Here is a 19,652-nt window from a genome sequence, read left to right as displayed (position 1 = left end):
TTAAAAACTAAATTATGAAAAAAATATACATTTTAATTTTAGCCTTTACAAGTTTCATTATGGCTTCTCAAACTATAACTATCCAATCTTTTGCAACAGGGTTTTCTGGAGCTGTTGAAATAACACATGCAGCAGATAGCCGTTTATTTGTAGTTCAAAAAGGAGGCTTGATAAAAATATTAAATTCAGACGGGACAATAAACTTAGCTCCTTTTTTAAATGTTTCTAGTCTTATTTCGTCAGGCGGTGAACGTGGCTTATTAGGTTTAGCCTTTCATCCGAATTATACAACCAACGGTTATTTTTTTGTAAATTATACCAACACATCAGGGAATACTGTAATTGAACGGTATTCTGTAAATTCTTCAAATCCAAATTTAGCCAATACAACAGGTAGTATATTGATGACTATAGCCCAGCCATATTCCAATCATAATGGAGGAAGTATTAAGTTTGGCCCCGATGGCTATTTATATATTGGAATGGGTGATGGCGGAAGTGGAGGCGATCCAGAAAATAGAGCTCAAAACATCAATGAAAACTTAGGCAAATTACTTCGAATTGATGTAGACACAGCTGTTTCACCGTTTTATACATCCCCAACTTCAAATCCATATATTGGAACAACAGGAAACGACGAAATTTGGGCTATAGGTTTAAGAAATCCTTGGAAGTTTTCCTTTAACAGATCAAATGGTGATTTATGGATTGCAGATGTAGGGCAAAACAATGTAGAAGAAATAAATAAAGTTTCAAATCCATTAAGTGCTGGTTTAAACTTTGGATGGAGATGTTATGAAGGAACTGTAGCTTATAATACTACTGGATGTGCTTCTGTAAGCACATTAACAATGCCATTGGCACAATACACTCATACGGGTGGTAATTGTTCCATTACCGGAGGTTATATTTATACTGGGGCATTATACCCTAATTTTTTAAACAAATATTTCTTTGCTGATTATTGTGTTAATAGAATTGGATATGTAGACGAATCTTCAAATGCAATTACTTATACGCCAAATTTTAGTGGCAACAATAATTTTACATCGTTTGGTGAAGATGTAAATGGAGAGCTTTATATTACAAATTCAAATACTATTTTTAAAATAATAGATACTGCTACGGCTTCGGCAACTAGTTTTGAAAATGGTGGTTTTGTAATGTATCCAAATCCTACAAAAAACACGTTTACTATTACTAATAATAATGGAATTTTTACTTCAAGTGTACAAATTTTTGATGCGTCAGGAAAACTACTTTTAACCGCAGAATTAAACCAAACAGAAACAAACACAGTCGATGTTTCTAATTTTATGAATGGAATTTATTTAATAAATATTAATGCTGTTAATGGACAAAGATATAGCTCCAAATTATTTGTCGAATAAAAAACATGCGCATTCCGTTTTTTGGAAAGCCAATTTAATCGAATGAACTCTATATTTACTATTAACGGCTTAATTTATAACTATAACCAAGGTACGTTTTGATATAGTAACTAATCTATCTGAAGTAAAATAACTCTTTATTCAAAAAATAACGCGTGCAACACACTCTACACAGTTTTGGCAAGCAAAAACCACTCTGATTAGTTGAAATTAGGGTGCTGGGTTAGGAACCAGCTCATGAATTTTTTCAATCTCTTTTAAAACATCTTCAGACAGCACCACGTCAAAAGCATCAATATTTGATTTTAATTGATCTAAAGTTGTTGCACCAACTAAAGTAGCGGCTACGAGTTGTTGTTGATTTACAAAAGCCAAGGCCATTTCGCTTGAAGTCATCCCATTTTCTTCTGCCAAGGTTTTATATAATTTGGTTGCTTTAAAACAATTTTCATTGGTATATCTTATAAATTGAGGAAAAGCTTTCATTCGAGATTTTTCAGGAAAACCATCTAAATATTTACCTGATAAAAATCCAAAACCTAATGGTGAATATGCTAATAATGCAATATTTTCTCTAAGGGCAATTTCTGAAAGCCCCACTTCATACAATCTGTTTAATAATGAATATGGGTTTTGAATGCTCACAATTTTAGGCAAATTATGCTTTTCACTTTCCATTAAAAAACGCATTACGCCATAAGGGTTTTCGTTTGAAACTCCTATATGTTTAATTTTTCCGGCTTTGATTAATCCGTCAAAAGTGTTTAAAACATCTAAAATATTATCTGTCCAAAATGGATCAATGTGTTGAACACCTCGCTGTCCAAACATATTCATTACACGTTCTGGCCAATGCATTTGGTATAAATCGATGTAATCAGTTTGAAGGTTTTTCAAACTCAATTCAACAGCTGTTGTGATGCTTTTTTTTGAAAAATTAAGCGGATTTCTAATATATGTCATTCCTCTATTAGGCCCAGCTATTTTAGTAGCGATAACAAGGTTGTCTCGTTTTCTAGTTTTTTTTAACCACGACCCAATGTGTTTTTCAGTATTTCCAAAAGTTTCTGCATTACCGCCTATAGGGTACATTTCAGCTGTATCAATAAAATTTACACCTCTTCCTGTAGCATAATCTAATTGTGAGTGAGCATCATTTTCGGTGTTTTGATTGCCAAAAGTCATGGTACCAAGACAAATTTTACTGACTTTTAAATTGGTATTTGCTAGGGTTGTGTATTTCATTTTAAGAGTTTTAATAAAAAAGCATGATGTGGCTAAATTTAATGGCCTAAAAATTTATAAAAATTGTGTTTGTTACTCATTTAAAGCTCATTTAACAACTTGCCAATCTCATCTAATTTTGGGGTTAAAATAATTTCAATCCTTCTGTTTTTTGCTTTTCCATCTGGATTTTCATTTGAAGCTATTGGAGCAAATTCTCCACGACCCGCAGCAGTTAAATTCTTTTTGTCAATAGTTTTATTTACTTCTAATATATTTACTATCGCAGTAGCTCTTTTGGTAGACAAGTCCCAATTGCTTTGAACACCATCTATATTTCCTGATATTTTATCATCATCTGTATGCCCCTCAATAAGTACTGAAATTTCTGGGTTTTCTGCTAAAACTTTTCCTAATGCTGCTACTGCTTTTTTACCCTCGACACCAACTGTCCAACTGCCTGATTCAAACAATAATTTGTTTTCCATAGAAACATATACTTTTCCATTTCTTTGCTCAACCGTTAATCCTTTCCCTTCAAATGCATTTAATGCCTTTGATAGGTTGTCTTTTAACGCCTTCATACCCGCATCTTTAGCTGCGATCATTTCTTCTAACTCATTTAAACGTTTTGAGCTAAATTCTAACTCAGCTTTTAATTGATTAAGTCTCTCTTGTTCTGCATTTAGTGATTTTTGCTTAGCTTCTAATTCTGCAATTAAAGCTCTGTTTTTTTGAATATTTTCTGCTAAAGCCTTATTGCTGTCTTTTTCTAAGGCATCATAAGACGCTTTTAAATTGTCATAATTTTTTTTAGAAGCCGCGTAATCATTGGCTAATTTATCGCGTTCTGATTTTGTTGAATCTAACTTTGATTGTAAGCCTTTTACTTGTAAGTCTAGATTGTTTTTATCTGTAGTTAATGCTCTGTTTTCGTCAGACAAATTATTGCGTTCTTTTTTTACATCTGCAAATTTATTTTCTAAATCAGAATAAATTTTTTTTGAAACACAAGAAGACGTTAACGTAACTACCAAAGTGGCTAATGCAAGTTTTTTTATCATTTTTTTATTTTTTATGAGACCCCAAAATATTGGGAGCTTGTTTTAATTTATTATTTAATCTAATTCTAATACTACTGGACAATGATCAGAATGTTTTGCTTCTGTTAAAATATAAGCGCGAGAAAATCTTTTTTCTAAAGTTTCATTAGCCAAACAATAATCTAATCTCCATCCTTTATTGTTGCCTCTGGCGCCAGCTCTATAACTCCACCAACTGTATTGGTGTGGTTCTTTATTATAGTGCCTAAACGTATCTATAAAACCCGATTTAATTAATTGGTCAATCCAAGTACGTTCACGTGGCAAGAAACCTGATGTGTTTTTATTTTGTAGTGGGTTATGAATATCTATGGCTTGGTGGCAAATGTTATAATCGCCACAAATAACTAAATTAGGAATAGTTATTTTTAAATTGTCAATATAGTTTTTAAAATCGTCCATAAACATAAACTTATGTTCCAAGCGTTCTAAGTTAGATCCGGAGGGTAAATACAAACTCATAATTGAAATTGTATCAAAATCTACCCGTATTACACGCCCTTCAAAATCCATATGCTCTATTCCAGTGCCGTATTCTATATGGTTTGGCTTAGTTTTACTTAATACTGCAACACCACTATATCCTTTTTTTTGAGCTGAAAAATAATACTGAAAAGGATAGCCTGCGTTTGTAATTTCTTCTGTTGGTATTTGATCTGAATTGGCTTTAATTTCTTGTAAACAAATAACATCCGGAGCTGCTTGTTTTAACCAATCTAAAAGCCCTTTTGTAATAGCTGCTCTTATGCCGTTTACGTTATATGAAATTATTTTCATGATTTATTTAATTAATTTCAAAAGTACTAAAAAGCTAGCTTTATACGAAACTCATTTATATATTTATTAACATCGTTATAAGCAGTGTTATTTGTTAGCATATGTTAAATATAATTTTTGAATTCATTAGTTTTGCATATATTTGTTGCTTGCTTAAAAACACATTGATAAATGGGACTTGTTACGGCTAAAGAAGTGGCTAAAGCTATTAAACTGGATAAATATGGCTTATTTGGAACTTTTTCAGGTTGGATTCTGATGAAGCTTACCAAAATAAGTACACTCAATAAAATTTATAATAGAAATAAACATTTAAAAGATATTGCTTTTTTAGATGCTTTAAGTTCTGATTTAAAAATTAAATTTGAAATTCCTGAAGAAGATTATAAACGATTGCCAAAAGATGGAGCTTATATCACTATTTCTAATCACCCGTTAGGGGGAGTTGACGGCATGTTGCTGTTAAAAATAATGTTAGAAAAAGAACCTAATTTTAAGATAATAGCCAATTTTTTATTACATAGAATTGAGCCTATTAAGTCTTATATTATGCCTGTTAATCCTTTTGAAAATCACAAAGATGCTAAATCTAGTGTAAACGGCATAAAAGATGCGCTTCGCCATTTAAAAGACGGAAAACCACTTGGAATTTTTCCAGCTGGAGAAGTTTCAACATACAGAGATGGCAAATTAGTTGTAGATAAGCCTTGGGAAGAAGGCGCTATAAAACTTATCAAAAAAGCAAATGTTCCTGTAATACCTATCTATTTTCATGCTAAAAACAGCAGAATTTTTTATTTTTTATCCAAACTAAATGACACATTTAGAACTGCTAAGTTGCCCAGTGAAGTTTTAACACAAAAAAACAGAGTAATTAAAGTTCGAATAGGAAAAGCAATTTCAATTAACGAACAAAATGAATTTGAATCTATTGTATCGTATGGTGAGTTTTTGAGAAAAAAAACATATATGCTTTCTAATGCCTTTGAAAAAGATGCTCCTTTTTTAAAAGCGCCCAACTTAAATCTTAGCGGTCCAAAACCACCAAAAAAAATTGTTTTACCAGCGAATCATGAACAAATCGTTGAGGAAGTTGCTTATTGTTTGGAAAATGGGGCCCGTTTGCTTCAAAGTAAAAATTATGAAGTTTATTTTATAACTGCAGATAAAATTCCGAACATTCTACACGAACTTGGTCGTTTGCGCGAAATAACATTTAGAGAAATAGGAGAAGGTACCAATGAATCTATTGATTTAGATAAATTTGATAAATACTATCACCATATGTTTTTGTGGGACAGTGATACAAAGCTAATTGCAGGAGCATATAGAATGGGTTTAGGGGCGCATATTTATCCTAAATATGGTATTGATGGTTTTTATTTGCAAGAATTGTTTCGCTTTGAACCTGAATTACATGACATGATGAGCAAGTCAATTGAAATGGGCAGGGCTTTTGTGATCAAAGAATACCAACAAAAACCGATGCCGCTGTTCTTGCTTTGGAAAGGAATAGTACACACCACACTTCGTAATCCTGAACATAAATATTTAATTGGCGGTGTCAGTATAAGCAACCAATTTTCTGATTTTTCAAAATCTTTGATGATTGAATTTATGAAGTCGCATTATTATGATCCTTATATTGCACAATATATTCATCCTAAAAAAGAATATAAAGTTAAGCTAAAAGATGCCGATAAAGATTTTGTATTCAATGAAACAGAAGCCGATTTAATCAAATTTGACAAAATTATAGATGAAATTGAACCTGGAAATCTTCGTTTACCTGTTTTAATTAAAAAGTACATCAAACAAAACGCCCGTGTGGTAGCTTTTAATGTAGACCCTTTGTTTAACAATGCCGTAGACGGTTTGATGTATATTAGAATCGCAGATTTACCTGAAAGCACCGTTAAGCCGGTAATGGAAGAATTTCAAGCAGAATTGGAACGCAAAGAATAAAGTTCAAAATTAATTGTTGGTAAAAGTATCTAATTTTAATTTGTGCTGAGAAATATAATTTTATCTGTGTATTAAATTATAGCTAATAAAACAGTACGATATTTAAAAATATAAATCCCAAAGGGATAAATTATCTAATCGTTTTAAAAGCTATGCTTGTTTAATTATCTTCTATCTGCTTTTTAAACCTTGCCCAACTTTTATCTGATAGGATTTGAGTTGACTTTATTTTTTTACCTTTAATCTTGTTTAAAATGTATTTGGCTCTAGCTTCAGATTCTGGATGTGTTGAAATCCAATACGTATATTTGTGCAATTCGTTGTCAATAGATAATTCATACATAAAATCGGCAAAAGGTCTTGGATCAATACTCGCATTCATCATGTATTCAACACTTTTTAAATCTGCTTCTTGCTCTAAACTTCTATCATAAGCAGACGAACTTAACGAACTAATTACTTCTTTGATAACACTAGCATTTGCTCCTGTGATTGATAATAAAACCGAAAAACCAATTTCTTTAGACAACTTTTTCATGACATGATTGCCTTCTAAATGAGCAATTTCATGACCTAAAACTCCCAACAATGCTTGTTCGTTTTTAGAAGCTTCTATTAATCCTGTGTACACAACCAAATGATTATCTGGCATAGCAAAAGCATTAATTTCATCCTTATCAATAATATGAACTTTTAAACTGTCTCTTTCAATAAAATTTTCTTCACACAATGGCAATAACAAAGAATCTAAAGCAGCAACGATAGAATCGTTATATATGATGTCTTCGGTTCGTTTTAATTGTTTCCATATTAAATTACCAATACTGCTTTCTGTACCCGATTTAATTTCTTTTATTTTAAAAAAAGTTACAAAATCTACTTGGGCAAGCAACAGCCAAATGCCAAAAAAAGCAATTAGTATTGCAATTCCTCTACTTAATATCTTCATTTTTTTTACAAATTAAGTTCGTAATGTCTGAAAAGAAAAATAATTCGGGATGTTGTCCTTTTCTTGTTCTTGTTGCTAAAATTAACGTTCCTATAAATTCAATTAAATTAAAAAGAACTATCGTTATCATATAAGCAAAATAACAATTTGTGGCTTTTTCTTCCTGAAAAATAACAGATATAGTCCACCAAAACCCAGCTGAATTAAAAACAAATAAGCCTAATTGAGACAATAAGGCTTGCATACAATGCCACTTTACAAAGGCTGTGCTGTTTTTATTGCCCAAGTAAAAGAAAAAAGTGGCCAACAAATTAAAAATAGGCAAGGGCAAGCCAACTATAACAGCAACTAACGACATTAAATAACTGTTAGATGCGCGTTCCATTTCTGAATTGTGAGGAGCGTAACCAAAGGTTCCGTTTGTAATCATAGATTTTTATTTATGTTCCAAATCCAATTTAAAAGCACTAAAATAAGTAATGGAATATATACTTTTTTCTTTTGAAGTATGGTTTCTGATTTTAGGTAAAACTGATGCAATGAGTCTTTTTTTAACATGTAATCATAAGAAATCCAAAACGGACAAACCAACATAATTCCTGCAACAACAAGCCCAAACGGATTAATAACAAGTGCCGATAAAAAATCACCTTTTGAAACTGCTATCACTGCTCTTGTTGTACCACAAGATGGACATGAAAGATGGGTGATGTTTTTAAAAACACAGGGCGTAAATTTATTCTGTTGACTGATTTTTGTTGAAAAAATTAACCAAGAGTATCCTGAAAAACAAGCTACTAGTATAAACAGATATAACTTGTTTTTTTTCATTTATTACATGAATGCTTGGTTAAATTGTTCCATGTTTTTATCTTTGGTAGCACCCTGAATTAGAAACCAATCTACAATTGCCCAAACACCAAACCCTCCACATGTTAGTAATTTTCCAACACCCATTCCGGTATCGCCAATATAAAAACGGTCAATACCATAAACCCCTGCAAAAATAGAAATCAACAAGGCTGTTGTAGGGTCTTTAAATTGAATAAATTGAAGGCTAACCCATTTATCTTCATCCATGGCTAATACTTTTTCTCTTACATATTGCAATTGATGTCCTTCAAAGAATTTGGCATTAGTCATCATAAACATATCTACTTTTTGTGAATCCATTTTTTTTTAGTTTAGGTTTTTATTAGCATACTAATATAGTAAAATTATTTAAAAACTGAATATTTGAGTTAACAAAATTCTATTTTGTAAGTTTTGGAGCCTAATATTCTGATACATATTCTTAAGTCTACATTTTAGGCATACTAGTTACACCTTCTTATAATTTTATTAATAGTAAATTTAAATCAACTGTTCTAAATTATGTATAAAATACTTTTGTGAGAGCTCAATATATTTTGTGCGTTACTTAAAAAAAATCTTTTGTATAAAACCTTCTTGTTTTTTTGTTGTAAAACCCCTGCCATTTTCTGATGGGTGTTTTGCTTTTACAACAACTAAGCCTTTAAATAGATTGCTTTAATTTTGTCTACTATAGTTTGTGCTAATTTTTGATGACTTTCAAAAGTCCAACCTGCAATGTGTGGTGTTAATACTACATTTTCTGCTTGACGCAAATATTCAAAACTGTTGTTTATACTGTCTTGGTCAAACAAGTTTTCAAAAGATAATTTTTCGTATTCCAAAACATCTAAACCTGCTCCTAATACTTTTTTTGTTTTTAAAGCGTGAACTACATCTTCTGTAACAACACATTTTCCGCGTGCGGTATTGATCAGCCAAAAAGGGTTTTGAAAGGCATTTATAAAATCAGTATTCACCATTTTGTCTGTTTCTGGTGTCCAAGGAATGTGCAAGCTTAATACGTCTGCTTTTTGTTGTAGCTGTTGTAAACTAACTTGTTTTGCATTAACATCTCCTACATGTTCTTGTATGTCATAACATAAAACCTCTACATCAAAACCTTTTAATTTTTTGGCAAAGGCTTTTCCCATGTTGCCATAGCCAATTATTCCAACGGATTTTCCGTCTAATTCGTGCCCTCTATTGGCTTCTCTGTTCCATTGCCCATTTTTGACTTCTGCGCTGGCTTTGTTAAGGTTGTTAAAAAGGGACAATAACATGCCCAAAGCTTGTTCACCAACTGCATTACTATTGCCTTCAGGTGCGGCAATTAAATGGACTCCTTTTTCAACTGCATAATCGCAATTAATACTTTCTAAACCTGCTCCAACACGAGCAATAAATTGAAGATGTGTTGCTTTGTCTAAAAATGTTTTATCGATTTTAAAGCGGCTTCGAATGACTATTCCGTGATAGAGATGAATTTTTGATTCAATTTCTTCTTTTGATGAAGAAAAATCCTCTTCGTTTTGAAAACCTACATCTTCCAATTGTTGCCATAGCAAAGGATGATTGGAATCGATATGAAGTATTTTTATTTGATTTGGTTTCAACTTTTTTATGTAAATATAAATTTTATTTGAACCCTTTACAAACCCGGCCGTATTTATCTTTTAGCCCTGATGGTAATGGCATCCTTTTCTTTTTTTTTAAAGAAAAGATAAAATGGACAGCAGGAAAAAGGTTCGCAGATAAAGCCCAAGCCTATCGCTATTAAAAGACCAAAACAAATTTTGCTATGGAAAAGAAAATGATAATTCCTAATATATCATTGCTCGTGGTGATAAATGGCCCTGTTGCAAGTGCGGGGTCTATACCATATTTATCTAGAATAATAGGTATAAAAGTACCTATCAAAGAAGCCATAATGATAACCGAAAGTAGGGCTAAAGCAACTGTTAAACTTACTTTTAAGTCAACTTCTAATAAAAAATAACTGCCAATAATTAACAGAACTGCCAGTATTAAACCGTTAAACAAACTCAACGAAATTTCTTTCAACAAGCGATTTATTAAAGTTCCTGATAGGGTGTTATTTGCTAAACCTTGAACGATAATTGCAGAAGATTGTACTCCTACATTACCTGCCATGGCGGCAATTAATGGGGTAAAGAAAAATAATGTTTTGTTTAGTTCCATAACAGATTCGTATAGGCCTAAAACATGAACCGAAATAAATCCTCCAAAAAGAGCCAATACCAACCAAGGCAAACGCGCTTTTGTAAGTTCTAAAATACTGTCATCTGCTTCTACATCTTGTGAGATACCCGCTGCTAATTGGTAATCTTTATCTGCTTCTTCTTTGATTACATCGACAATGTCATCAATGGTAATGCGGCCAACAAGGCGGCCCAATTCGTCAATAACCGGAATAGCTTCCAGATCATACTTTTGCATAATTCGGGCAACCTCAACATTCTCTGTATCAACCTTTACATAATCAACTTTTGGAATATATATATCACCAATTGGTGTTTTTGTAGAAGTAGTTAATAAATCTTTAAGAGAAAGTCTTCCTTTTAAACGGTTCTCATCATCTACAACATATATAGAGTGAACTCGTTTTACGTTTTCGGCTTGAGCGCGCATTTCTTTGACACAAGTAAGTACGTTCCAGTTTTCGTTAACTTTTACCAGCTCTTTTGCCATTAAACCTCCGGCAGAATCTTCGTCATAACGCAATAAATCAACAATGTCTTTAGCATGTTCAACGTCATCAAGCTCCGATATTACTTGTTGTTTTTTTTCGTTAGAAAGTTCGGCAATAATATCAGCAGCATCATCGGTACTTAACTCGTCTAGTTCCTCGGCAATTTCTTTTGGCGAAAGGTTAAAAAGAATTTTTTCTCGAACATCATCATCTAATTCTAATAAAATTTCGGCCGTTTTTTCAGAATCTAAAGCGTTAAAAATATAGCCAGCTTCATGACTGTCAAGCTCGTCCATGATTTCGGCAATATCAGCAAAGTGAACGTCTAAAAGCAGGTCGTGTAGCTCTTGCGACTTGTTTTCACTAATAAGTTGCTCTATTTGAGCAATAAATTCTTTGCTGATTTTAAATTCCATCGGCTTCTATTTTTTGTGTAATATATATAAACTGGTCTACTGAAAGTTGTTCGGGCCTTAGGTCAAAGATAACATCTTCTTTTAAATTATCTGTAAAAGCGAATGATTTTAAACTATTTCGTAGTGTTTTTCTTCTTTGATTGAAGGCCGTTTTAACTACTCTAAAAAATAATTTTTCGTCACAAGGCAAGCTATAATTAGCTTTTCGTGTTAAACGCAACACACCAGAATCTACTTTTGGTGGAGGATCAAAAACTGTTGGTGGAACCGTAAATAAGTACTCCGCTTCAAAGAAAGCTTGCGTTAGTACCGATAATATTCCGTATACTTTACTCCCTTTTTTTTCGCAGATACGCTGGGCGACTTCTTTTTGAAACATTCCTGCAAATTCAGGAACTTGATTCCTCATTTCTAAAGCTTTAAAAACAATTTGTGTTGAAATGTTGTAAGGAAAATTGCCAATAATAGCAAATTGTTCTCCTTTAAAAATTTCATTTAAATCATATTTTAAAAAATCTTTTGATATGATTTTATCGGCTAAATTTAAATAATGGGCTTGTAAATATGCTACCGATTCTGTGTCGATTTCTATTACATAGGTTTCGGTGGGTTTTTCCAACAGGTATTTTGTCAATACTCCCATTCCTGGTCCAACTTCTATTGTTTTGGAGTAACCCGAATAGCTCAATGCATCTGCAATGTTTTTTGAGATGGATTCGTCTTTTAAGAAATGTTGACCTAAGTGTTTTTTTGGTTTTACTGACATTGTTGGGTGTTAAGAGTTAAGGTTTAAAAAAATTTTGTTAATTTTCAGAATGAAAATACTCATTCAAAACCTCTAGTTCTGTTCTAAAAGTAAGCATTTTATCGCCAAAAAGCTGCAGGCCCTCTTGTCTTAATTTTGGCGCATAATTTTTGTAATAATCATTTAATTTGTCTTTTGAGTCAGTAAAATACTGAACCGAATAAGTTACCCCTTCATCTTCTTCAACCAAAACTTTTACCAGTCGTGCGTGGTTAAATAATCCGGTGGCTAAAACATCTTCAATATGTTTGTTTTGCATCCACTGCATCCACTTTTGGTGAATAGAATGGTCGATGTTTATGGTAACGTTATATATAATCATATTCATTTTTATTTTGGTTTTGATGTCAAATAGAATCACCGCGTAACAGCCTAAATTGTTTTCTTGATTCTGTAAAATAAATGCTGTCAGCATGCTCAAAAATCATTTTTTCATACAAGGCCTTGGCTTTTTCGTTCTCCTTTAAATATTTGCGATATATTTCTGCTGAATAAAACAAGGCTTCGTCTACATAAATACCATCAGAATGGTTATCTAATATGATTTTATAATACCGTAAAGCATCGGTATGCGCTTTTTTATTTTCGTAAATTTGAGCAATTTTAAATAAGGTTTCGTCTTCAATAGTATCGCCTTTGTACTTTTGTAAAACAGATAAAAATTGCACTAAAGCCAAATCATTTTTGTTTTGGTACAACATCAAATCGGCTTTTGAAAATGCCTTTAAGGCCACTCTTGTACTGTCTTCAGCAAAATTATCACTAATTAATAAAAACAAAGCTATGGCATCATTTGCTATCAACAAACTTGACGACTGCTTTAATACTTTTACTTGTTGAAAAGCCCAATCAAAATCTTGTTTGTAATAACTTGTTGTGGCCATTTTCATGGTGGCTTCGTGCGCTTTTTCGTCGTTTTTTAATTCTTCTGAAATTTGTGCATAATACAAAATAGCTTGATTAAATTTTTCGTTTAACACCAAAATATCAGCCAATTCCATTTTGACTTCACTGGATTGTCTTGGAGAAATTTTTAAGGTCATTGCAGTGTCTAAAGTCGTTTTTGCTTTATCAAATTGTTTTAAATAAAACGCATCAAAATGAGCAGACAACACTTGCAATTGAAGGGTGTATGGAGAAATACCATATTGTTTTATTAAATTTTCAACAATGGCTTGAATTGAATTATAGTCTTTTTCTGTAGCTTCTTCAATTTGCATGGATATCAAAAAATAATGAGCCTCAATTTGCAATTCAATATCCTGAGTGTTTTCTAAAATAAATTCTAAAATGATTTTAGCGGTTTCCCCTTCTTTTTCTTCTATGGCAAATTTAGCCAAACTTACAATATTATAAAAACCTGCGGGAAACCTTTTATAAATAGCTTTTTCTTGTGTAAATGCTTTTGCATACTCTTTTTGTTGCACAAAATACCAACTCAAAAATGCATTCCAATAAATGTCTTGGTCTTTTTGAACACGCCTTAACAGTGCTTTTTTAATGAAATTTGAAAAATTTTCATTTGTATCTTCTCCTATAAACCGGGTTAATTGGTTTTGAACTAATATTGTATTTCCTTGATTTTCTTTACTATTATAGGCAAAATCTAGTAGCTTTTCGACCATTATTTCTAAATTGCCCATTTGCCCATTGAGTAGGGCTATTTGAAAATCAAAGTTTAAATTTGGATTGCCTTTTTTGCCAAGGTCATAGGATTTTATAGCCCAGTCTAAGAGGGATTTTTTTTCAAAAATAGAAGCTATAGTATATGCGTAATTTGATTGTAGTTCTACTTGATTAAGGGCTAAGTTGTAATTTTCTATGGCCTTAGTTTCATTTTTTTGCAACTGAAAATTATATCCTAATTCAACGAATAAATTAGGCGACATATTGGTTTTTATATTTATTAAAATAGCCTTCTCAGCTTTGTCATATTGTGTTAACTGCTGATAACAGGTAATTAATTTTTCTAAAAAAAAAGAATTTCTTGGGGTTTTTTCTAGTAATTCTTCATAAATAGAAATGGCTTTGTCGTATGCGCCATTATCAAAATAATTGTTCGCCAAGTCAACACTTTGAGCGGACGCCATTTGAGTTATTAATATTAAAAATGTGATGATGATTAGCTTCATAGGAAATAAATAATGTACTAAAATACCATTTTATAAGTCATTTTAATCCATTGTTTTTATAAAGTTTCAATTTTTATTAGTCAATAATATCAAAACCTGTATATCTTCTCAACACTTCTGGAATTATTATCCCTTGTGGTGTTTGATAGTTTTCTAAAATTCCGGCTAAAATTCTTGGCAATGCCAAGGCACTTCCGTTTAAGGTATGTGCCAATTGGTTTTTACCCTCTTTGTCTTTGAAACGCAATTTTAATCTAGTAGCCTGAAACGTTTCAAAATTAGAAACCGAACTAATTTCTAACCATCGTTCTTGTGCTGTTGAATACAATTCAAAATCGTATGTTAAAGCTGAGGCAAAACCCATATCTCCACCACATAAACGAAGAATTCGATACGGCAATTGAAGCTCGTTTAATATTTCTTTTACATGTTCTACCATTTTTTCTAACGCTTGGTACGAATTATCAGGATGTTCAATTCTAACAATCTCAACTTTATCAAATTGGTGTAAACGATTTAAACCACGAACGTGAGCCCCCCATGAACCAGCTTCTCTTCTAAAGCAGGGTGTGTAGCCTGTGGCTAAAACTGGTAATTCGCTTTCTTGAAGAATAACATCTCTAAAAATGTTGGTTACCGGAACTTCCGCTGTTGGAATTAAATATAAATTGTCTTTAGCATCGTGATACATTTGACCTTCTTTATCAGGCAGTTGCCCTGTTCCATATGCCGAAGCTTCGTTTACTAAATGAGGCACTTGATATTCCAAATAACCGGCATCAATATTTTTATCTAAAAAATAAGAAATTAAAGCCCGTTGCAGTTTGGCCCCTTTTCCTTTATAAACAGGAAATCCTGGTGCCGTAATTTTTGTGCCCAATTCAAAATCTATGATGTCATATTTTTTTATTAAATCCCAATGAGGCAAAGCCCCATCATGTAATTTTGGAATTTCTCCATGTTCAAAAACATTTAAATTTTCGTCTGGAGTTTTTCCAAAGGGAACGCTATCTGCAGGAAGATTAGGTAATTTATATAATTCCTCTTCTAATTTTAATGCCGTTTCGTTTATTGCTTCGTTTAAATCTTTAACTTGATTTTTAAACTGTGTTGTTTTTTCTTTAAGTATTTCGGCTTTCGCTTTTTCACCCTTCCGCATTAAATCACCAATATCCTTAGACACTTTATTGGATTCGGCAAGAATGGTGTCTAACGCAACTTGAGATGATCTTCTTTTTTCATCTAAGTTAATAATAGATTCGACTATCGAAAGCGCATCCATGTTTTTTTTTGCCAATCGAGTAACGACTTCTTGCTTGTTTTCTCTAATAAATTGTATTTGTAACATAGTGATAGATTTAAGATTGCAAATGTATAAAAATGAAAGTTTAGATGCTAAAAATAGCACAAAACAGTTCTTAATTAATTTTGTGTTTATCAAAATTATGAAAAACTTGAAGATTAAAAATTAAAAGTAATACTTTTGAATAAAATGATCAAAAAATGAAAAAAATAATATTTGTTATTGTGTTGATAATTAGTTTAATAACATTTGCTCAAACCCAAACTAATGCCTTTGATGATATGGTTGAGGCTGAAATGAAAGCCGCTGCAAAAATTCAAAATACAACTGTAAATCCCAATACTCAAAATTATGACATTACATATCATGAATTAAACTTATCGGTTGACCCTGCGGTATATGCTATTAGTGGATATGTAACAACTACTTTTACGGCTTTAGCCGATATGAGTTTTATAACCTTTGACATGAGTAACTCCATGACTGTAAGTTCTGTTACTAAAAATGGAGAATCGTTAACTTTTTCGCAAAGTGCTACAAAAGAACTAATCGTTAATTTTTCTTCCCCTATAACAACAGGTGCTAGTGCTACTGTTGTTATTGCTTACTCAGGGCCTCCCGAAAGCAATGGTTTTGGTTCTTTTGTGAGCACAACCCATAATGATACGCCAGTAATTTGGACTTTATCAGAGCCCTTTGGAGCAAGAGACTGGTGGCCTTGTAAACAAGATTTAAATGATAAAATAGACAGTATCGATGTATATATTACTGCACCCTCACAATATACAAGTGTTTCAAACGGACTAGAAGTATTACAAACTATTTTGGGTTCAAACAAAACTACTCATTTTCATCATGGTTATCCTATACCTGCCTATTTGATAGCTTTTGCCGTTACGAATTATCAAGTATACAATCAACAAGGTGGATTAGGAACGGCCTCTAGCCCCTTTTTTCCTATTGTAAATTACATGTATCCAGAAACGGCAACTAATAATATATCAAGTGTTGCAATAACACCTACTATCCTTAATTTTTACGAAGCTAACTTTTCCCCTTATCCCTTTAGAAATGAAAAATATGGCCACGCTCAGTTTGGATGGGGTGGCGGAATGGAGCATACAACTGTGTCATTTATGTCGGCAAACAGCTCAGGTTTCTATAGTAGAAGTTTGATAGCGCATGAAATGGCCCATCAATGGTTTGGTGACAAAGTAACATGCGGATCATGGAGGGATATTTGGTTAAATGAAGGATTTGCTACGTATTTAGCATCAATAGTTATTGAAAACCTAGATGGAAATACTGCCTTTGTGTTGGACAAAAATAATATGATAAACAGCATAACATCTCAAGCAGATGGTGCCGTATATTTGACAGCAATAGAGGCCGAAAGCGTAAATCGAATTTTCAGCAGTCGGTTGTCATATAAAAAAGGCGCAATGGTTCTAGAAATGCTTCGATGGAAAATGGGAGATGATATGTTTTTTGAGGCTTTACGAAATTATTTAAACGATTCTAGTTTGGCTTATGCTTATGCCTTAACACCAAATTTACAAACACATTTAGAAGCAGTTTATGGTAGTTCTTTAACAGATTTTTTTAATGATTGGATTTATAATCAGGGCTATCCATCTTATATTATAAATGCGACAGCCATAAATTCAAGTCAAGTTCAAATTACGGTCAATCAAACACAATCACATTCGAGTGTTTCTTTTTTTAAAATGCCTATAGAAATACGCTTAACAGGTGCTGCTGGTCAAGTTTTAAACACTACTTTAGAAAACACTTCAAATGGCCAGCCATTTATTGTAGCCGTTTCTTTTGTAGTAACCGGAATAGAATTTGACCCCAACAAACATCTTATTTCAAAAAATAATTCTGCCACACTAGCAACTGCTGCTTTTGACTTACAAGAATCTATTTATTTAATGCCAAATCCGGCAAGTTCTTTTTTTGAAGTAATTTTGTCTGATACCGTTTCACTTGAAAAAATTGAGCTATATAATACAATTGGTCAGTTGGTTTTACAAAAAAACACAGCTCTTTTTTCGATTGAAAATTTATCTGCAGGAATATTTATTGCAAAAATTTATACCAATAAAGGAATTGTAGTTAAAAATCTATTAAAAAAATAAATCCTTTTAAAAAATAATTGCATTTAGTAAAGTGAAAAACTTACTTTTGTGTTTTAAAAAAATTAAATATACAAATGATTCAATTAGCACAAATTCTTTTTATATTATCGGTATTAGTTATTCTTCATGAGTTTGGTCATTATATAACGGCTAAATTATTTAAAGTACGCGTTGAAAAATTTTATCTTTTTATGGATGCTGGTTTTTCGATAGTTAAGAAAAAAATTGGAGATACAGAATGGGGTATTGGCTGGTTGCCTATTGGTGGATATGTTAAACTTTCGGGAATGATAGACGAAAGTATGGACACAGAACAAATGAATAGCGAACCACAAGAATGGGAATTTAGAGCCAAACCAGCATGGCAGCGCTTAATAATTATGTTGGGTGGAATTATAGTAAATATTATTTTAGCTTGGTTTATTTATTTTGTAATGTTTTCAACCGTAGGACAAAAATACATTTCTACAGAAGCGATACAAAAAAACGGCTTATCTATTGGAGAAGTTGGTAAAAGCGTAGGGTTTCAAGACGGGGATAAAATTATATCAGTAGACGGAAAATTGCAACCTAAGTTTAATTGGCTTGTTATTGATGTTTTATTGAGCGATAAAATAGAAATAGAACGCGAAGGAAAAAACATAGAGTTAGTTTTAACCGAAGAGCAAAAAGGTGAAATTATTAGCAAAGAAGGAAAGCGTTTTGCTTACGCAAGAATGATTAGTTTTGCTATAGATTCGGTAATTCCTAATTCAAACGCTTTTAAAGCTGGATTAAAAAAAGATGACCTTTTAATTGGAATTAATGGTACTAAATATCTCTTTTATGACAAATTTACAAATGAAATTTTAAATCATAAAAATGACACAATTGCTATTGATGTTTTAAGAAATGGAAACCCTTTATCAATAAAAACATTAGTAGATAAGGAAGGTAAAATTGGCTTTACGCCTACTTCAAAAGACACAACAGATTATAAAACAACTAACAAATTAAGCTTGGCGCAAGCAGCCCCTGCCGCTGCAAAAGAGGCGTGGCAATTATTGGTATATAATGTAAAGCAGTTTAAATTAATATTAAGCCCAAAAACGGAAGCTTACAAACAAGTAAAAAGCCCGGTAGGTATTGCACGTATATTACCCGATGAATGGAACTGGGAGTTTATATGGAATTTTACGGCTTTATTTTCAATAGGTTTAGCGTTTATAAATCTATTACCCATACCGGGGTTAGATGGTGGACATGCTCTATTTACTATTGTTGAAATGATAACAGGTAAAACTTTAAGTATAAAAGCAGCCGAGCGAGTTCAAACCTTCGGAATGATTATCTTGCTGACTTTAATGGCTTTAACTTTTGGTAAGGATATTTATCAATTGATCGCAGATAAATTATTTTAAAAAAAATTAAAAAAAGTTTGTAAAACTCATATTGTGTGCTATATTTGCACTCGCAAAAAGAGATAAAACTCTTTTAAATTTGAAGCAATAAAAAAGCATACATACACAGTTTCCTTCTTAGCTCAGTTGGTTAGAGCATCTGACTGTTAATCAGAGGGTCCTTGGTTCGAGCCCAAGAGAGGGAGCAAAAGTCCAACAGAAATGTTGGACTTTTTTGTTTATACATTACCCAAATTTAGTAAAAAATAGTATTATCTTGCACTTGTCTGGCAGTTAATTTATTTTTCCTGTTTACCCTATCATTGCATTTTCATTAATGCGTTCTATAATGTTTATCACTTTGTGAGCATCACTATCTTCAAAAATTCCCATTAATCCTTGGTCATTCATATCAGTAAATGGAGGCTCAAATAACATACTTGGTTCAATTGTACCATTCTTTGTTAAGTAGGATATGATATTTTGTATAAATGTCATCTGG

At 32.2% G+C, this 19,652-nt stretch carries 18 protein-coding genes and 1 tRNA gene; 5 read left to right on the top strand and 14 right to left on the bottom strand.

Annotated features, from left to right (window positions below; all coding sequences use genetic code 11):
* Positions 1-14 precede the first annotated feature (14 nt).
* Positions 15-1,391 (top strand): PQQ-dependent sugar dehydrogenase, encoded by a 1,377-nt coding sequence (locus AABM47_RS00970; RefSeq protein ID WP_338409050.1) that lies wholly within the window; start codon positions 15-17, stop codon positions 1,389-1,391.
* A 210-nt stretch (positions 1,392-1,601) separates the two neighbouring features.
* On the opposite strand, the gene AABM47_RS00965 is transcribed toward AABM47_RS00970, so the two are convergent.
* From AABM47_RS00965 to AABM47_RS00955, 3 genes are all read right to left on the bottom strand, one after another.
* Entirely contained in the window at positions 1,602-2,636 is a 1,035-nt protein-coding gene (locus AABM47_RS00965) for an NADP(H)-dependent aldo-keto reductase (RefSeq protein ID WP_338409049.1), read from the bottom strand.
* Between the two features lie 80 nt (positions 2,637-2,716).
* Positions 2,717-3,679 carry an OmpA family protein gene (locus tag AABM47_RS00960; RefSeq protein WP_338409048.1) on the bottom strand — a complete coding sequence of 321 codons (963 nt, stop codon included), beginning with the start codon at positions 3,677-3,679 and terminating at the stop codon, positions 2,717-2,719.
* Between the two features lie 54 nt (positions 3,680-3,733).
* A complete protein-coding gene (locus tag AABM47_RS00955; protein ID WP_338409047.1) occupies positions 3,734-4,495 on the bottom strand; it encodes an exodeoxyribonuclease III in 762 nt (253 codons plus the stop codon).
* Positions 4,496-4,666: 171 nt separating this feature from the next.
* On the opposite strand from AABM47_RS00955, the gene AABM47_RS00950 reads away from it, so the two are divergent.
* Entirely contained in the window at positions 4,667-6,460 is a 1,794-nt protein-coding gene (locus tag AABM47_RS00950; RefSeq protein ID WP_338409046.1) for a lysophospholipid acyltransferase family protein, read from the top strand.
* Positions 6,461-6,620: 160 nt separating this feature from the next.
* Here the strand turns inward: AABM47_RS00950 and AABM47_RS00945 are convergent, their stop codons facing one another.
* The 10 genes from AABM47_RS00945 to serS all read right to left on the bottom strand — a co-directional run bounded on the left by AABM47_RS00945 (position 6,621) and on the right by serS (position 15,675).
* Positions 6,621-7,409, bottom strand: coding sequence for a M48 family metallopeptidase (locus tag AABM47_RS00945; RefSeq protein ID WP_338409045.1), 789 nt, complete (start codon positions 7,407-7,409; stop codon positions 6,621-6,623).
* Positions 7,393-7,839 carry a hypothetical protein gene (locus tag AABM47_RS00940; RefSeq protein ID WP_338409044.1) on the bottom strand — a complete coding sequence of 149 codons (447 nt, stop codon included), beginning with the start codon at positions 7,837-7,839 and terminating at the stop codon, positions 7,393-7,395. The genes AABM47_RS00945 and AABM47_RS00940 overlap by 17 nt, the downstream gene beginning before the upstream one ends.
* Positions 7,836-8,240, bottom strand: coding sequence for a DUF2752 domain-containing protein (locus tag AABM47_RS00935; protein ID WP_338409043.1), 405 nt, complete (start codon positions 8,238-8,240; stop codon positions 7,836-7,838). Before AABM47_RS00935 ends, AABM47_RS00940 begins: the two co-directional genes overlap by 4 nt.
* Positions 8,241-8,243: 3 nt before the next feature.
* Positions 8,244-8,582, bottom strand: a complete 339-nt coding sequence (locus AABM47_RS00930) for a TM2 domain-containing protein (protein ID WP_338409042.1) — start codon at positions 8,580-8,582, stop codon at positions 8,244-8,246.
* Positions 8,583-8,917: 335 nt separating this feature from the next.
* Entirely contained in the window at positions 8,918-9,877 is a 960-nt protein-coding gene (locus tag AABM47_RS00925) for a 2-hydroxyacid dehydrogenase (RefSeq protein WP_338409041.1), read from the bottom strand.
* Positions 9,878-10,037: 160 nt separating this feature from the next.
* Positions 10,038-11,390 carry a magnesium transporter gene (mgtE, locus tag AABM47_RS00920; protein WP_338409040.1) on the bottom strand — a complete coding sequence of 451 codons (1,353 nt, stop codon included), beginning with the start codon at positions 11,388-11,390 and terminating at the stop codon, positions 10,038-10,040.
* Complete coding sequence (rsmA, locus tag AABM47_RS00915; protein ID WP_338409039.1) at positions 11,380-12,156, bottom strand: 16S rRNA (adenine(1518)-N(6)/adenine(1519)-N(6))-dimethyltransferase RsmA; 777 nt, start codon at positions 12,154-12,156, stop codon at positions 11,380-11,382. Before rsmA ends, mgtE begins: the two co-directional genes overlap by 11 nt.
* Positions 12,157-12,193: 37 nt before the next feature.
* Positions 12,194-12,517 (bottom strand): DUF4286 family protein, encoded by a 324-nt coding sequence (locus tag AABM47_RS00910; RefSeq protein ID WP_338409064.1) that lies wholly within the window; start codon positions 12,515-12,517, stop codon positions 12,194-12,196.
* A gap of 25 nt (positions 12,518-12,542) precedes the next feature.
* Entirely contained in the window at positions 12,543-14,327 is a 1,785-nt protein-coding gene (locus tag AABM47_RS00905) for a tetratricopeptide repeat protein (protein ID WP_338409038.1), read from the bottom strand.
* A 76-nt stretch (positions 14,328-14,403) separates the two neighbouring features.
* Positions 14,404-15,675 carry a serine--tRNA ligase gene (serS, locus tag AABM47_RS00900; RefSeq protein WP_338409037.1) on the bottom strand — a complete coding sequence of 424 codons (1,272 nt, stop codon included), beginning with the start codon at positions 15,673-15,675 and terminating at the stop codon, positions 14,404-14,406.
* A gap of 155 nt (positions 15,676-15,830) precedes the next feature.
* Here serS and AABM47_RS00895 point away from each other — a divergent pair, with 155 nt between their 5' ends.
* From AABM47_RS00895 to AABM47_RS00885, 3 genes are all read left to right on the top strand, one after another.
* Positions 15,831-17,771, top strand: a complete 1,941-nt coding sequence (locus AABM47_RS00895; RefSeq protein ID WP_338409036.1) for a M1 family aminopeptidase — start codon at positions 15,831-15,833, stop codon at positions 17,769-17,771.
* A 74-nt stretch (positions 17,772-17,845) separates the two neighbouring features.
* Positions 17,846-19,171, top strand: a complete 1,326-nt coding sequence (gene rseP / locus AABM47_RS00890) for an RIP metalloprotease RseP (RefSeq protein WP_338409035.1) — start codon at positions 17,846-17,848, stop codon at positions 19,169-19,171.
* Between the two features lie 111 nt (positions 19,172-19,282).
* Positions 19,283-19,356 (top strand) — tRNA-Asn (locus AABM47_RS00885).
* A 106-nt stretch (positions 19,357-19,462) separates the two neighbouring features.
* Here AABM47_RS00885 and AABM47_RS00880 read toward each other — a convergent pair.
* Positions 19,463-19,652 (bottom strand): type I restriction-modification enzyme R subunit C-terminal domain-containing protein (locus AABM47_RS00880; RefSeq protein ID WP_338409034.1); only part of this gene is annotated, 190 nt, incomplete at its 5' end.

Origin of the sequence: uncultured Flavobacterium sp. (assembly GCF_963925415.1) — a bacterium.
Lineage (GTDB): Bacteria > Bacteroidota > Bacteroidia > Flavobacteriales > Flavobacteriaceae > Flavobacterium.
The sequence above is the reverse complement of the archived record's forward strand: the minus strand, read 5'-3'. Positions and strand labels throughout refer to the sequence as shown.